Consider the following 15746-nt stretch of genomic DNA (forward strand, 5'->3'; position numbering starts at 1 on the left):
GTTGCATTTAGTCCGCTAAAGTTGACTCTCGGCGCCGGCGAAGCCGGAACGTGCCTTGGGGTATGGTGTAATTGGCAACACGGCTGATTCTGGTTCAGTTGTTCTTGGTTCGAGTCCAGGTACCCCAGCCATAGAGTTGGCGAGATTCCGTGGCTAATCAGCCCATCGTCCATCCCCTGGTCAGCGCCCTTTTCGAGCAGTTTTACCAGATTGGTCACCAGAAACCCTTCCCCGGCCCTCTTGTAATCTCGTATCGGCGGGCAGGTACCTGGAACCCCCGGACCTTTCCGGCAAGCACCCGTCTGTGCCACGTACCTGCTACGCATGGAACGATCGCAGCAGATCTCGATCCCGGTGTTCCTCACCCCTTGCCGGATGAGTCCTCAACATGCATCTCTACAGGACGCGAGCATCAGCGTTACGCCGATCTCTGGCTGCGCTCCTACGGCACCAGATGCCGATTCTGGAGGACGTTATACCGGGCCGAAAAGGCAAGTTTGGCCTCGCTGAGCCGTCTGAAACCAAACTGACCGCCTGGATTCTTCAGAACCTCACGCTCACCTGGATGGAGTGCTCATCACCAGGCCACGTAGAGCGCGCTGTCGTCGCGGTGTCGATGCCACCGCTCAATTACACTTTTGCAAGCCGCGGCCCGTACGCCAAAATCATGAGGCGTCTGCGAAGTGAACTGCGGGCAGATGCGATGCGCAAGCAGCATTCGGTTAACGCTGGCATTCGTACCGAGGACAGGCCTCTTGGGTAAGCCGCTGTGCGCAAGCACCACGGGGCTGCTCACTCATTGCTAGGGGACCAGTTCTCGATGAGACGGCGGTAACGCCCCGGGTCTTTTAGCTTCATGCGGGCAAGGGGTGCGCTTACCGAGCACATCAAATATGCTGAGCGTGCCCAGTAGCGTCCCCAGTAGGAGCAGACCCGATGCGAGCGATCTCCCGCGGCCGGCTTGAGGAATCGACTGGGCGGGGTGTCATTGTGTCGCAATTGCCAGAGCGTTCTTGAGCTCGTTCTCAAGTACGGGCGAGGCTCCCGGAACGTGCTGCAGAACTGCGTTAAGCGACATAGCGGCAGCTTCCGGGGCGTAGGGGTCTAGCGGAAGTCCGGGGAAGTAGCGCTGCAGCACGTCGGAGACAGCCTCCCAGGCCCCATCTCGCTTAGTCAGGTCTCGGATAGGTGAATCCATCGTCACTGCGGCGGTTGCCCCGTAGCCCGCGGAGACCGGATAGCGCCAGGAGTGCACTCCCTCCCCAACACAACGTTCGGCATCCTGCGGCTGGAAAGGCAACACGATGTCGGCCTCAACATCGTGCGGGATGGTGACATCGACGACAACTTCTCCTCCTTCGATCTTCCAAGAGACCTCGAAGCGCCCCCGAATTGTGTCATGCACAGTACGCACCCACGTCAGATCCCCTCCTGGCTGGGGAGCGATGCGGACTCGTTTGTACCCGGGTTCAATGCGTTCCAGTCCGCCTACGACCCGGTGCAGCCAGTCTGCGACAGCGCCGAGCGCGTAGTGGTTGAGTGAGGTCATGCCTGTGGCATTGACGGTTCCGTCTGGGAGCACGGAATCCCAGCGCTCCCAGATCGTCGTTGCACCCATGGTCACTGGGTAAAGGAAAGAGGGACATTCTTCCTCGAGGAGGAGACGGTAGGCGGTGTCGATGTGTCCGGTGCGGCTGAGCGCGTCTGTGACGAGGGGAGTGCCAGCGAAACCGGTAGAGATCCTATATCCGCGTTGGGCGACGATCTGGGCAAGCTGGTCGCCTGCTTTTTGCAGCTGATCAGCGTCGAGAATCTCGAAGGTAATGGCGAGGGCATATGCCGTCGCCGATTCGGAGACGAGGCGGCCTGATTCGGTGACATATTCGCGTCGGAACGCGGCCCGAACGCGGTTAGCGAGGTCGAGGAACGCGCGTGCATCCTGTTTGTGACCGAGCAGTTCCGCCGTGGCGGACATCTCGCGAGTGGTTTTACAGAGGAAGGCGCTAGCGACCAGGTGACGATCGGTTTTCGCAGCAGCGGGGTTACTTGCCGGTGCATCTGGATCGAGCCAGTCGCCAAACTGGAATCCGGAGCTCCAGAGTCCGGACTCATCGAGTAGCGCGGCTACCTGGCGGATAAAGGCGGTCATTGACGCGTAGCAGTCGCGCAGAATTTCGAGGTCGCCGTATTCCTGGTAGAGGAGCCAGGGGAGGCTTACTGCGACGTCGCTCCACAGTGCAGTCGGAGAGGACGGTTGGGACAGGGCGTCCGGCACAACCCAGGGCACGAAGCCCTTCTCGGTCTGCTCTGCGGCGAGGTCTTGCAACCAGGAGCCGAGCATTTCTCGAACGTCGTAGAGGAAGGCGGCAGTTGGTGCGAATGCATTTAGGTCGCCCGTCCAGCCGAGTCGCTCGTCGCGTTGGGGGCAATCGGTGGGCACCCCGACGAAGTTGTCTCGCATTGACCACACCACGTTCGAGTGCAGCTTCGTGACAAGAGGGTTGGACGTTTCGAACCAGCCGGTGCGCACCATGTCTGTGTGAACGACCACCGCGCGCACTGCATCAGGGGCGAGTTTGCCAGGCCATCCGTCAATTTGGGCGAAGCGAAAGCCGTGGAAGGTGAACCGGGGCTCCCAAGTTTCGATCGCGTCTCCGCGGAGCGTGTACCGGTCGGTTGCCTCCGCGGTGCGGTTTGTTTCGGGCTCTAATTCTCCGGCTGGAGTGAGGATCTCTGCGTGGCGAATTGTGATTTCGCGGCCGGCCTCGCCGGAGACGGTGATGTTCAGCCATCCGGAGATGTTCTGGCCGAAGTCCACGATGATCTTTCCCGAAGGGCTTGTGGTGATCGCCGCAGGGGCAAGTTCCTCGATCCGACGAATCGGGGGAGCGGTCCGTCTCTCCAGCGTCGTGAGATCCCAGTCGACGACTTGGGCATGGGACCATGCGCTGTCGTCGAAGCCTGGCTCGTTCCACCCCTCCGGCTCCAGCCGAGCATCGTAGGTCTCGCCGTCATACAGGCTATTCGCTTGTACCGCTCCTGTGCTGACCCGGAAGGAGTCGTCCGTACCGATCACTATCGTGTGATCGCTGTAATCTAGCTCCAGCTCAACGAACAGCGCTGGTTGGTCGGCGTAAAGGTGGCGTTGCCGTTCCCATCCGAGCCGACCAATCGCCCAGCCGTCGCCTACAATCGCGCCGACCGCATTTTGCCCCGGACGAACGTCGTCCGTTACATCGATTGTGGTGACGATCAACCGGTGCCGATACGAAGTCCAACCAGGCGTGAGCATCTCGCTTCCGACTCGCCTGCCGTTGAGGTACGGCTCGACGATGCCTAGTGCAGTTACGGATAGCGTGGCTCGCACAAGCCCTTCCCCGACCGTGAACTCGCGACGGAAGTAGGGAGCCGCATTGATTCGGCCAAACGGCGCGGCAACGAACGTGCTCGCGCTCCGCGTGGCGAACGTGGTGGACGCTGGCTCTGAGAGTGCAGGGTGGTTCATAGGACGGACACCGTTTCGTCCTGTGTTTCACTGTTGAACTCGTTATGACCGTCACGGGTCCGAAATACCTTCCACGCGAGCCCGCAACCGACTGCGATAACGATGGCTAGGAAAAGGTAGAACAGGTTCGGGCTGAGTGCCACGAGAAGCGGAGTGACCGTAGCCAGCGCCGCGGCGAACAGGCGTGCGATGGCGATAATGGTGCCCTGGGCGGTGGTGCGTAGCAGTGTGGGGAACTGCTCCTGGGTCCACACCTTCATGATTCCCTCAAAGGCGAATGTGGTGCCGACAAGCCCGACGAGCCCCGCGACTATCGCTGTGGCAAGGCTGATGCCGAAGACGGCATACACGAGTTGGGAAACGACCCAGCAGATCGCCCCAACCGTGAAATAGGTGAACCGCTTAGAAGAGTCCGCAATTTTCATGAACCACAGGGCGCCAACGATGCCTAGCGGGATGAACGGCAGGCCAATCAGGGTCGCGGTCTGCAGATCAACTCCGCCGGCGTTCACCAGAAGATAGGAGCCGAACTGCCCGCCGGTGTTCGCGGCAAGATTTGTCAGCGCATAGAAACCGAGGAGTCCGAGGAATGGCGTGCGATACGAGACGCTCAGCAAGTCCTTGATGGAGGCTCGATCGGCGCGAACCGTGGCGACTCCTCGGCGACGCTCATTGCGTGCGGTCAACCACGTTGCAGATTCCGGGATGGTCAGTCGGCCAACCAGGACCAAGGCAGCCACGACGGTGATGTGTACGAACAGAATCTGCGCACCAAGCCGACCCATGCTCGCGACCCCCGCGCTGAGGAACGAGCAAACGATGATGCCGGATGCCCAAAGTAGATGTGAGAAGCCAATCAGCTTGCCGCGGTTTTCATCCGAGGCGGCCTCGGAGATCGTGGACAAGGACACGGGCAGATCAGCTCCGGTGGCAATACCGAGCACTACTGCCGAACTAATGATGACCGGGAATGATCCCGCTAGGGCCAACGCGATCGTGGAACCGATGATGAGCACCATCGTGATGGTGAAGATTGGGCGTCGCCCGAACCGATCGCCAAGACGTCCGCCGAATATCGCACCGAACGCGATGCCGAAAGTGAGACCACCCGAGGCAAGGCCGATCTCGCCTGGAGTAAGCCCGATCGCCGACTGATAGAGAACCATTGCTGTTCCGAAACTCACGATGGCTGCCGCGTCAATGTAGGAGGCCATCCCTGACACAATCGCCGTCCACCAAGGACGGGTCTGGCGATCGGATGTGGACTGAGGCACGAGCTTCTCCTTTGAAGGTTTGGATAGGGAGCCGCCACTCAATTGAAACGAATCACCGGAAGCGACTCCGCCACTGTACACCTTGATTGTCGTCACGACAATCATTACTGTGATCCAAGATTGCGTGCATACTGGGTAGATGGCAAGGAGACCTCAAGCCAGCGTTGATCTGCGGGACGTGGAGCTTGCTTCGGCCCCTCTCCTGCGGGGTCGCGGCGCTGACTTCTCGGTCGCACTACAGGCCCTTGTCACTTCGATGAACTCCACAGCAGTGAGGGAAGCGATTCTCGTTCAGAGCGGTTTTCCCTTGCCTGGGGATATGCCGGCCTTCTTGCTACTCAACCAGTTGATCTACCGTACCGTCGCCCGACCAACCGACATGGCAGACGCTATCGGCACGGGTCGTTCGAACGTGAGCAAGATCGTTCGGCGACTTGAAGTAGCGGGGTTGGTAGGGCGGATGCCGGATCCGGAGGACGGTCGGCAGAGCATCGTGGGGCTCACAGCAGCCGGGCGGGAAGTTGCCGAGCGCATCGTCGCAGTCTCGAGTAGTGCGTATGATGTCATATTCGAAGACTGGGCCGACACTGACTTCGAACAGCTCGAGGCTCTCGTCGTTCGGCTTGTGGCGAACATCGACGACCGCCTTGACCACGCAATCGAACGAACTTCAGGTGTCCGACTCCCGAGGCCGGTGAGTGCCGACTCCACCTCGGCGGTCTGACAACCCAGGAGCTAGTCCCGCGTCTAAGTAGCTTGAGGCCGCCATGTGGAACCTGATCAAGGCATGAAGGCTGCGGCCACTCGTGGACAAGGCCGCCGAGAGTCGAGCCGCAGCCATCGGGAACCATGGAGCGATCGCGACATCCGTCCCGTCTTCGATTCGCACCGGTCCTCGACGGAAGCCCCGTCAGCGGGTCTTCGCCGGGAAATCCGGGTAGTACTCGTCTTGCGGAGGATCGCGCGGGCCTCGCAAGAATGCAGGTTCACTACGCCTCTCAACTCAGACGCCGTGTCTTCACGGCATCTGAGCGGATGGCAGGCACTCTCGCACGTCGACGCGAGCCCCCAGGCGCCGCGCGAGTTCGCCCCCGAGCGCGAGCGCCCGTGCGGCGTCGGCTACGCGAACCACCCAGACGCGCGTCACGGGTGCGGCAGCATCCGATTCAGCCGTCGTCTCGGTGCCGTCGGCCCCGATGATCCTCCCCCGGGAAGCGGGAGCGAGAACTTCGCTCCATTCGAGCTCCGAACGCATGGCGAGCTCGTCGTCGAAGCGGGCGAGGAACGCCGTGGCCTCCTCCATCCACTCGGGGGAGTGATCGCGAAGCTCCGGCCCTCGGCTATGCAACAGCAGCAGGTAACGCATCGTTCGCCCTCCTCCCGGCACCGCAAGCGCTGGCCTCGCGGATTTCTCTCATCGTGGCACCGACGCGAAATGGTGTCGAGAGGCAGACAACGGGCGCCTCCCGGTTAAGGGGCTGACGCATTGCGTGATTCGTGGATCTCCAGCAGTATCGAGGCATGTTCTTCGATGGGCGCCCTCCCGCAGACTTCCCGGCACCGCCGACTCCCGACGAAGTAGCTGGGCAGTTCAGCGGACCACTGCTGACACTCGCACCGCAGGCCGCCGTCGAGGAGACCGACATCGCCACGGAAACCGAGAAACACAACGACGTCCTCGTCATGGAGGCGGCGCTGATCTCCTACCAGTACTGGCGGAATCCGGACGACAGATCCGATCCTGCCAATCTCGCCGAGATCGACGACCAGCTCCGCGCCGAACTCGACAGAGAACCGCCGTGGTCGATGCCCGAGTGGCTGGTCGCGGCGAGGGAGCGCAGGCGCTATCCCGTGATCTGGCAGGCGGTTCGCACGACGCACATGCTCGACGACGCGGCGGCGCATCACCATTCGCCGGAGCAAATTCTCGCCGAGCACGTCGACTACATAGTGATGAACATCTTCCGCGGAGAGCGCATGAGAGGACCGATCCCCGGCGAGCTCATCGACCCGGCGAACGTCGCGCACATTCGGCGCGGCGTCCCCGTCGTCGTCGACGGCCAGCCGCTCGATGGCTTCGCGCTCGACACCGACCCGCACGTCTACGGGCTCGGGGCTCGCGTCGGCGAGAGCGTGCTCACCACGGCGATCTCACGCGACTACCTCGATGAGCTCGATCTCTCGTTCGTCACGCGGACCCCCTCTCAGCAGGCATAACCGCGCTCTACACTTCGATCGATTCGCCCGGTTCCAGCGGAATGTGCTCGCCACCGCCCTGCTCGACGACGGACGCGATCCGATCGTTCGAGAGGTTCTTCCCGATCCGCGAGAGCACCATCTCGTGTGTGGGGAAGCTGCGCTTGGGCGCCACCTCCGCGACGAAGTCCATGACCTCGCTGATCTTCAGCCATGGCGCGCCGGCCGGAACCGCCATGACGTCGACGTCGACGCCATCCGGCACGTAGAAGGAGTCGCCGCCGTAGTAGACGACGCCGTTGATCAGCACGCCGACGTTGTCGACGACCGGGATCGACGGGTGGATCACGGCATGCTTCCCGCCGAAGAAGCGAAGCGTGAACGGTTCGACCGTGAACTCGTCGCCCGCCTCGACGACGGTGATCTCGTAGTCGGAGGCGGCCTTCGCAACGCCTGCCGGCGCGAAGATGCGCACGTCGGGGTTCGAAGCGAGAATGCGATCCAGCTGCTCCGGCGTCCAGTGGTCGGCGTGCTCGTGCGTGATGACGACGGCCACCGTTCCGACGGTGTCGGTCAGCGGGGTCGTGTAGGCGCCAGGATCCACGTAGAGCCGTGCGGATGCTTCATCCACCGTGAAGGCGGCGTGCTCGAGCTTCGTGAGTTTCATAGGGCAAGTCTTCACTCCGGACCCGGACGGTGCAAGCGGGTGGCGCTGCGCTGACATAATCGGCGTGTGACCCGAGATCGCCTCCGGATCGCCGTGGCGATCAACCCCGCAGCCTCCTTCGGCGCCCACGCTCACGTCGGCCGGGAATTCGCCGCCGCGCTCGCCGACGCAGGCGTCGATGTGACGGTTCTGCTCGAGAAGGATGCCGCGACGCTGCGCACCGCCATCGAGGCGGCAGTCCGCGAGGCGCCCGACGCCCTCGTCGCGGTCGGGGGAGACGGGCTCGTGCACCTCGCGGTCGGTGCGCTCGCCGGAACCGACGTCCCACTGGGCATCGTCCCGACAGGGACGGGAAACGACCTCGCTCGGGGACTCAGGCTTCCGCTCGGCGATCACGCCGCCGCGGCCGAGCGAGTCCTCGCCGCGCTCGAGCGTAAGCCGACCCGCATCGACATCGGCATCGTGCGCTCGCATGGGGCCGAGCGGCGATTCGCCGGTGTGCTCTCGGTCGGCTTCGACGCGCGCGTGAACGAGCGTGCGAACCGCTGGCGGTGGCCACGCGGACGAGTGCGCTACATCCTCGCGCTCGTCCGCGAGCTCGCGGGTCTGCGGCCGCACCGGTTCCGGCTCACTCTCGACGGGGCAGCGGGGGAGCGCGACGCGATCATGCTCTCCGTCGCCAACAACGGCTATATGGGCGGCGGCATGGCGATCGCGCCGCATGCCCTGCTGCACGACGGCTTGCTCGACGTCGTGACCGTCGCACCGCTCACGCGACTGCGACTGCTCCGGCTGTTCCCGCGCGTGTTCACGGGAACGCACCTCGCCCTGCAGGAGGTGACGGTCGAGCGCGCTCGCCGAGTTCACATCGAGGCGGACGATGTCGTCGCGTACGCCGACGGCGAGCGAATCGGTGTCGCACCGCTGTCGGTCGAAGTGCTCGAAGGAGCGCTCGCGGTGCTGGTCTGACGCGCATCTGTCGTGGCATCCGACCCGCTCGCTGACCGATTTGTGAGGCCCTGAAATCTGTGTCATACTTCTAGACGTTGTTCACGGCCCCATCGTTTAGCGGCCTAGGACGTCGCCCTCTCACGGCGGTAACGCGGGTTCAAATCCCGCTGGGGTCACAACACAGGAATAGCCTCCCGAAGCGCACTGCTTCGGGAGGCTATTCGCTTGTCGCGCGTCTCATCCCGATTCGGAAACGATTTCATGAGACACCATCACGAACCTCTGTGCAGGGTCTTCCGTGTGCTAGAAAAGTGAAATACAGCGGCGCGGCTGGGCTGGCCCCGTCGCGTCACCCCCACCAAGGAAAGGATGCACACGGATGTCATCCGGAATGTCCACACAGCGGCGCGTGCTCACCGCGGCAGCAGGTGTTGCCGTCGCGGCCCTCGCCCTCGCCGGCTGCTCGGGATCGGGAAACGGTTCCGGCAACTCGGGCGGCTCTGGCGGCTCGCTCGTCATCGGAACGACCGACAAGATCACCACGATCGACCCCGCCGGCTCCTACGACAACGGCTCCTTCGCCGTCATGACGCAGGTCTACCCGTTCCTCATGAACACGCCGTACGGCAGCCCCGACGTCGAACCCGACATCGCGGAGTCCGCCGAGTTCACGACGCCGAGCGAGTACACGGTCAAGCTCAAGAGCGGACTCACGTTCGCAAACGGCCACGACCTCACCTCGTCCGACGTCAAATTCAGCTTCGACCGCACGATCAAGATCAACGACCAGAACGGTCCGGCCTCGCTCCTCGCGAACCTCGACAGCGTCGAGGCTCCCGACGACACCACGGTCGTCTTCCACCTCAAGAGCGAGAACGACCAGACGTTCCAGCAGGTGCTCTCGAGCCCCGCCGGCCCGATCGTCGACGAAGAGGTGTTCTCCGCCGACGCCCTCACGCCCGATCAGGACATCGTGAAGGGGAAGGCCTTCGCCGGTCAGTACTCCATCGCGAGCTACGACTTCAACAACCTGATTCAGTACAAGGCGAACCCCGACTACCAGGGTGTGCTCGGCAAGGCGAAGACCGACACCGTCAACGTCAAGTACTACGCGGAGTCGTCGAACCTCAAGCTCGCCGTGCAAGAGGGCGACATCGACGTGGCCTACCGCAGCCTCACCGCCACCGACGTCGAGGACCTCTCGAAGAACGACAAGGTGAAGGTCACGCAGGGTCCCGGCGGCGAGATCCGCTACATCGTCTTCAACTTCAACACCATGCCGTTCGGTGCGAAGACCGATGACGCCGACCCCGCGAAGGCTCTCGCAGTGCGCCAGGCGATGGCCGATCTGCTCGACCGCGACCAGATCGCCGAGCAGGTGTACAAGGGCACCTACACGCCGCTGTACTCCTACGTTCCCGACGGCCTGACCGGCGCCAACGAGTCCCTCAAGGGTCTCTACGGCGACGGAAACGGCGGACCGGATGCCGACAAGGCGGCGAAGACGCTCAAGGACGCCGGCATCGATACGCCGGTCACCCTCAGCATCCAGTACTCGAACGACCACTACGGCCCGTCGTCGGCCGACGAGTACGCGCTCATTAAGTCGCAGCTCGAGGAGACCGGCCTCTTCAAGGTCGACCTGCAGACCACCGAGTGGGTGCAGTACTCCAAGGACCGCGTCGCCGACGTGTACCCGATGTACCAGCTCGGCTGGTTCCCTGACTACTCGGACGCCGACAACTACCTGTCGCCGTTCTTCGTCAAGGACAACTTCATCGGCAACCACTACGACAACGCCGATGTGCAGAGCCTCATCGAGAAGCAGCGCACGACGACCGACCCCGACGCCCGTGCGGACGTGATCGGCCAGATCCAGGATGCCGTGGCCAAGGACCTGTCGACCCTGCCGTACCTGCAGGGCGCGCAGATCGCGGTCGCCGGCGCCGACGTGAAGGGCGTCACGCTCGACGCGTCGTTCAAGTTCCGGTACGCGCCGCTCTCGAAGTAGCCGCCGCTCGAGGGGGCGGGCGCACGACGCGCCCGCCCCTCACAGCCCGGCCGACTCGTCCCCTCCAAAGGCAGGTAGAACGCTGACTTCCCCCAGCTCACCCCCAGAGCTCGCGGCTCGCCAGGCCGCGACGAAGCGCCAGTCGGGAGGCAACAGCCTCCTGCGCTACGTCATCGTGCGCTTCCTCTTGATCATCCCCACCATCTTCATCCTCGTGACGCTCGTGTTCGTGCTCATGCGATCCACCGGCGACCCGATCACGGCCGCCCTCGGCGGCCGGCTCACGCACGAGCAGCTCGCCGAGCGCATTCACGCCGCCGGCTATGACCGGCCCATCATCGTTCAGTACGTCGAATACCTCGGGAACGTGTTCCGCGGCGACTTCGGCACGACGCTGAGCGATCACCGCCCGGTCACCCAGATCCTGCTCACCTACGGCTCCGCGACCCTCGAGCTCGCCGTCTACGCGATCATCGTCGCGCTCATCATCGGCATCCCGTTCGGCATGTGGGCCGCCTACCGTCGCGACAAGGCCTCCGACGCGGTGCTGCGCGTCCTCGCGATCCTCTTCTACGCGACGCCCGTCTTCTTCGCGGGCATGCTGCTCAAGCTCATCTTCTCCGTGGGACTCGGCTGGTTCCCCGTCTCCGGCCGTGCGAACACGCGCACGGAGCTGGCCATCCAGCTGATGGGCGACCCGAGCGGCATCCACATCATCGACGCCATCCGGCTCGGCGACGCCGACGCGATCGGCGACGTGCTCAGCCACGCGGTGCTGCCCGCGCTCGCGCTCGGCCTGCTGACCGCCGGCGTCTTCCTGCGGCTCGTGCGCACGAACATGATCGGCACGCTCTCGCGCGACTACGTCGACGCGGCCCGGTCACGCGGTGTGAGCGAGTTCCGACTCGTCTCCAAGCACGCCTACCGACCTGCGCTCATCCCGATCATCACCGTCATGGGCATGCAGATCGCACTCCTGCTCGCGGGCGCCGTGCTGACCGAGACGACGTTCGAGTGGAAGGGACTCGGCTTCATGCTCGCCCAGTACCTGCAGGCGCGCGACTTCGTCGCCGTGCAGGGCATCGTCGTGCTGCTTGCCGTGATCGTGGCCGTGACGAACTTCATCGTCGACATCGTCGCAGCCCTCATCGACCCGAGGGTGAGGTACTGACATGACCGTGGAGACAACCCCTCGCAAGCCGCGACTCGTCGACCGGCTGCCCATCATCCGGCAGCTGCGCCAGAGCGTCGGCATTCAGCGCGGCATGCTCGTCGCGGGCCTCGCCATCACCGTCGTCTTCGTGCTCGTCGCGATCTTCGCGCCGCTGCTCGCGCCGTACGGCTACAGCCAGCTGCGCGACGAGAACGGCGGCTTCGGCGCGCAGCAGCCGCCGAGCGCCAAGCACCTGCTCGGCACGACGGTCAGCGGATTCGACGTGCTCTCCCGCGTCATCTGGGGCGCGCAGACGGGTGCGCTCGTCATCATCGTCGCTGTCATCCTCTCGATCTTCGCCGGCGTGATCCTCGGCCTCGTCTCCGGGTACTTCGGCGGCTGGCTCGACCGCGTGCTCGTCGTGATCTGCGACGCGATCTACGCGTTCCCGTCGCTCCTGCTCGCGATCGTGATGTCGATAGCGATCTCGGGCGGCCGCTCCGACATGTGGGCCGGCATCTTCGCGGCATCCATCTCGATCACCGTCGTGTTCATCCCGCAGTACTTCCGGGTGATCCGCGCCGAGACGGTCCGCATCAAGGCGGAGGCGTTCGTCGAGTCGGCGAAGGTCATCGGCGCGGGGAACGTGCGCATCATGTACCGCCATGTGTTCCGCAACGCGACGCGCACGCTGCCGCTGATCTTCACCCTCAACGCGTCCGAGGCGATCCTCACCCTCGCCGGGCTCGGCTTCCTCGGCTTCGGCATCGAGCCGACCGCCGCCAGCGAGTGGGGCTACGACCTCAACAAGGCCCTCAGCGACGTCTCGAGCGGCATCTGGTGGACCTCGATCCCGCCGGGACTCGCGATCGTCCTCACGGTGCTCGGCGTCACCCTCGTCGGCGAGAGCCTCAACGACCTCGCCGATCCGCGACTGCGCGGCCGCCGGGCCGTGTCCGCCGACGCCGGTGAGATCGCCGAGACCTCCGTGGTCCCCGGCGGCAGCCTTGACGACGCCGGCCAGCTCGCCGGAACCGACACGACGGGAGAGCGCCCATGAGCGATGTGCTCCAGATCCGCGACCTCAACGTCGCCTTCTCGTCCGACGCCGGCGCGGTGCGCGCCGTCGACGGGGTCTCCCTCGAGGTGCGTCCGAGAGAAGTGCTCGCCATCGTCGGCGAGTCCGGCAGCGGCAAGACAGTCACCGCGAAGACGATCCTCGGACTGCTGCCCGAGACCGCGACGAGCTCCGGCGCCGTGCTGCTGCGCAGCAAGGACGGCGCGCACGAGAACGACGTCATCTCCGTGCCGAAGCACTCGTTGCGCCGGCTGCGCGGCGAAGACGTCTCGATGGTCTTCCAGGAGCCGTCAACGGCCCTCAACCCCGTGTACACGGTGGGCTGGCAGATCGCGGAGGGCCTGCGCGCGCACGACTCGAAGCTCGGCCGCAAGAAGGCAAGAGAGATGGCGATCGACGTGCTGCGCAAGGTCGGAATCCCCGACCCGGAGTCGCGCGTCGACTACTACCCGCACCAGTTCTCGGGCGGCCAGAAGCAGCGAGTCGTCATCGCCATGGCGCTCGTGCTCGACCCGGGCCTGATCGTCGCGGATGAGCCGACGACCGCTCTCGACGTGACCGTGCAGGCTGAGATCCTCGACCTGCTGCGACGCTGCCGCGACGAGTTCGGCGCGTCGATCGTGCTCATCACCCACAACATGGGCGTGGTCGCCGACCTCGCCGACCGCGTCGTCGTGATGTACCAGGGCAAGATCGTCGAGGAGAACGACGCGCGAACGCTCTTCGCCGCTCCCACGCACGAGTACACGAAGAAGCTGCTCGGCGCGGTGCCGCGCATCGGGCAGGCGATCGCGACGAGCCGCGAGCGTCAGGTGACATCGGATGCCGCTCCCGTCGTGCGCGCGACCGACCTGCGCATCCAGTACCCGGGTCGCTTCGGCCGCCCCGGCTTCCTCGCCGTCGACGGCGTCTCGTTCTCGATCGCGCCGGGGGAGGTCGTGGGTCTCGTCGGCGAGTCCGGCTCGGGCAAGACCACGATCGGCCGCGCCATCGCCGGGCTCACGAAAGTGACCGGCGGCTCCCTCCAGGTGCTCGGCACCGAGATGAACGGCGTGAAGGAGCGACAGTTCCGCAAGCTGCGTCAGCGCATCGGATTCGTCTTCCAGGACCCCGCGTCGAGCTTCAACCCGCTCCTGACGATCGAGGAGTGCGTCGCCGAACCGCTGCGCATCCACCGCCGCGAGATGAGCGACGCCGACGTCACGCGACGCGTCGACGAGCTGCTCGAGGCCGTGCAGCTGCCGCGCTCGTACGGCAGGAGATTCCCGCACGAGCTCTCGGGCGGCCAGCGGCAGCGAGCGAGCCTCGCGCGCGGTCTCGCCCTCGACCCGGAACTGCTCATCGCTGACGAGCCGACGAGCGCGCTCGACGTGTCGGTGCAAGAGCGCGTGCTCGAGCTGTTCGCCGAGCTGCAGGCCGAGCTCGGCTTCGCCTCGCTGTTCATCAGTCACGACCTCGCGGTCGTCGACATCCTCTCCGACCGCATCGCCGTGCTCTACCACGGCCGACTCGTCGAGGAGGGAACAGGAGCGCAAGTGCTCGGAGCGCCGAAGGATCCGTACACGCAGCGACTGCTCGCGTCGCTTCCGGTTCCCGACCCCGTCGAGCAGGCTCAACGGCGGCAGGATCTCGCGCAGATCGTCGCGGCGGAGAAATCCGCCGACGCGCAGCGCGGCTGACGCGGCATCCGTTAGAGTGGTTTGAGCGAAGGGGAGTATCCCACTACGCGGCACCCGTCAGTACGGGCCCCGATGTCGAGGTTCCGGATGCCGCGCCGAACGACTCGGGGGAGAGACTTTCGACGTCCGTCGAACCCTCCCGCCTGAAAGGCACCGCCGCATGCATCCTCAGCTGCCGCTGCTGTTCGAGATCGGCTCATACGTCGTCCTCGTCCTGATCCTGATCTTCGACCTGCTGCTCGTGGTCAAGAGGCCGCACATTCCGTCGATGAAGGAGTCCGCCCTCTGGGTGGCGTTCTACGTGAGCCTCGCGCTCGTGTTCGCGGGGCTCATGTTCCTGTTCGCGGGAGGCGACTTCGCGGGCGAGTTCCTCGCCGGCTGGCTCACCGAGTACAGCCTGTCGGTAGACAACCTCTTCGTGTTCGTGATCATCATGACGCGCTTCGCCGTGCCCAAGCGGTACCAGCAGGAAGTGCTCATGGTTGGCATCATCATCGCGCTCGTCTTCCGCGGCATCTTCATCCTCGCGGGAGCGGCGATCATCGAGCACTTCAGCGCCGTGTTCTACATCTTCGGCGCGTTCCTGCTCTGGACGGCATGGAAGCAGGCCTTCGGCGAGAACGAGGATGCCGAGGACGGCGAGACGCGCTTCACGAGCTTCATGCGCCGCAAGCTCAACGTGTCGCCGGAGTTCCACGGCTCGAAGCTGCGCACCGTCGTCGACGGACGCAAGGTGTGGACGCCGATGGTCGTCGTGTTCCTCGCCATCGGCACAACCGACGTGATGTTCGCGATCGACTCGATCCCGGCGATCTTCGGCATCACGCAGAGCCCGTTCATCGTCTTCACCGCGAACATCTTCGCGCTCATGGGCCTGCGGCAGCTGTACTTCATGCTCGGCGGCCTGCTCGAGAAGCTCGAGTACCTCAAGTACGGCATCGCGTTCATCCTCGCGTTCATCGGCGTGAAGCTCGTGTTCCACGCCCTGCACGTCAACGAGGTTCCGTTCATCAACGGCGGCAAGTCGATCGAGTGGATCCCCGAGATCAGCACGTGGCTCTCGCTCGCGGTCATCGTCGCGTCGATGGCGGTCGCGACGATCGCGAGCCTCGTGAAGGCCCGCCGGGACGACCGAAACGCGCAACAGCTCTCCGGCGAGTGATATTCTGATCTACGTGCTGCACGGTCTGCTTCTTAGCTGCCGCGCCGAGGCCTAGCCCACAGGCCGTCCT

At 64.4% G+C, this 15746-nt stretch carries 13 protein-coding genes and 2 tRNA genes; 11 read left to right on the forward strand and 4 right to left on the reverse strand.

The features are described 5' to 3' along the window. Nucleotides 1-56 precede the first annotated feature (56 nt). Nucleotides 57-131, forward strand: a tRNA-Gln gene (locus BLV49_RS15930). 257 nt (nucleotides 132-388) lie between these two features. Further along, on the forward strand, nucleotides 389-763 hold the full coding sequence (locus BLV49_RS17465; RefSeq protein ID WP_350339268.1) for a GIY-YIG nuclease family protein: 375 nt from the start codon (nucleotides 389-391) through the stop codon (nucleotides 761-763). A 222-nt stretch (nucleotides 764-985) separates the two neighbouring features. Here the strand turns inward: BLV49_RS17465 and BLV49_RS15935 are convergent, their stop codons facing one another. Both BLV49_RS15935 and BLV49_RS15940 read right to left on the reverse strand, forming a co-directional pair. Next, nucleotides 986-3505 carry a glycoside hydrolase family 78 protein gene (locus BLV49_RS15935; RefSeq protein ID WP_091187747.1) on the reverse strand — a complete coding sequence of 840 codons (2520 nt, stop codon included), beginning with the start codon at nucleotides 3503-3505 and terminating at the stop codon, nucleotides 986-988. Beyond that, entirely contained in the window at nucleotides 3502-4875 is a 1374-nt protein-coding gene (locus tag BLV49_RS15940; protein ID WP_245723742.1) for an MFS transporter, read from the reverse strand. Before BLV49_RS15940 ends, BLV49_RS15935 begins: the two co-directional genes overlap by 4 nt. Before the next feature lie 43 nt (nucleotides 4876-4918). Between BLV49_RS15940 and BLV49_RS15945 the strand changes: the two genes are divergently transcribed. Beyond that, nucleotides 4919-5503: a MarR family winged helix-turn-helix transcriptional regulator gene (locus tag BLV49_RS15945; protein WP_091187752.1), complete on the forward strand. Its 585-nt coding sequence runs from the start codon at nucleotides 4919-4921 to the stop codon at nucleotides 5501-5503. A gap of 294 nt (nucleotides 5504-5797) precedes the next feature. Here the strand turns inward: BLV49_RS15945 and BLV49_RS15950 are convergent, their stop codons facing one another. Then, the gene (locus BLV49_RS15950) at nucleotides 5798-6145 is read right to left on the reverse strand and encodes a YciI family protein (protein WP_091187753.1); all 348 of its coding nucleotides are present in this window, start codon (nucleotides 6143-6145) and stop codon (nucleotides 5798-5800) included. Nucleotides 6146-6300: 155 nt separating this feature from the next. Here BLV49_RS15950 and BLV49_RS15955 point away from each other — a divergent pair, with 155 nt between their 5' ends. Continuing rightward, nucleotides 6301-6996 (forward strand): hypothetical protein, encoded by a 696-nt coding sequence (locus BLV49_RS15955; protein ID WP_091187755.1) that lies wholly within the window; start codon nucleotides 6301-6303, stop codon nucleotides 6994-6996. A gap of 7 nt (nucleotides 6997-7003) precedes the next feature. Here the strand turns inward: BLV49_RS15955 and BLV49_RS15960 are convergent, their stop codons facing one another. Beyond that, nucleotides 7004-7642 carry an MBL fold metallo-hydrolase gene (locus tag BLV49_RS15960; protein ID WP_091187757.1) on the reverse strand — a complete coding sequence of 213 codons (639 nt, stop codon included), beginning with the start codon at nucleotides 7640-7642 and terminating at the stop codon, nucleotides 7004-7006. 66 nt (nucleotides 7643-7708) lie between these two features. On the opposite strand from BLV49_RS15960, the gene BLV49_RS15965 reads away from it, so the two are divergent. The 7 genes from BLV49_RS15965 to BLV49_RS15995 all read left to right on the forward strand — a co-directional run bounded on the left by BLV49_RS15965 (nucleotide 7709) and on the right by BLV49_RS15995 (nucleotide 15676). Continuing rightward, nucleotides 7709-8611: a diacylglycerol/lipid kinase family protein gene (locus BLV49_RS15965; RefSeq protein ID WP_091187760.1), complete on the forward strand. Its 903-nt coding sequence runs from the start codon at nucleotides 7709-7711 to the stop codon at nucleotides 8609-8611. Nucleotides 8612-8696: 85 nt separating this feature from the next. Beyond that, nucleotides 8697-8769, forward strand: a tRNA-Glu gene (locus BLV49_RS15970). Nucleotides 8770-8984: 215 nt separating this feature from the next. Beyond that, entirely contained in the window at nucleotides 8985-10604 is a 1620-nt protein-coding gene (locus tag BLV49_RS15975) for an ABC transporter substrate-binding protein (protein WP_434061474.1), read from the forward strand. An 82-nt stretch (nucleotides 10605-10686) separates the two neighbouring features. Further along, on the forward strand, nucleotides 10687-11775 hold the full coding sequence (locus BLV49_RS15980) for an ABC transporter permease (RefSeq protein ID WP_218132675.1): 1089 nt from the start codon (nucleotides 10687-10689) through the stop codon (nucleotides 11773-11775). Between the two features lies 1 nt (nucleotide 11776). After that, nucleotides 11777-12817, forward strand: coding sequence for an ABC transporter permease (locus tag BLV49_RS15985; RefSeq protein WP_091187765.1), 1041 nt, complete (start codon nucleotides 11777-11779; stop codon nucleotides 12815-12817). Beyond that, nucleotides 12814-14514: a dipeptide ABC transporter ATP-binding protein gene (locus tag BLV49_RS15990; protein ID WP_091187767.1), complete on the forward strand. Its 1701-nt coding sequence runs from the start codon at nucleotides 12814-12816 to the stop codon at nucleotides 14512-14514. The genes BLV49_RS15985 and BLV49_RS15990 overlap by 4 nt, the downstream gene beginning before the upstream one ends. 160 nt (nucleotides 14515-14674) lie before the next feature. Beyond that, on the forward strand, nucleotides 14675-15676 hold the full coding sequence (locus BLV49_RS15995) for a TerC family protein (protein WP_091187769.1): 1002 nt from the start codon (nucleotides 14675-14677) through the stop codon (nucleotides 15674-15676). Nucleotides 15677-15746 lie beyond the last annotated feature (70 nt).

This window comes from Paramicrobacterium humi (assembly GCF_900105715.1).
Lineage (GTDB): Bacteria > Actinomycetota > Actinomycetes > Actinomycetales > Microbacteriaceae > Paramicrobacterium > Paramicrobacterium humi.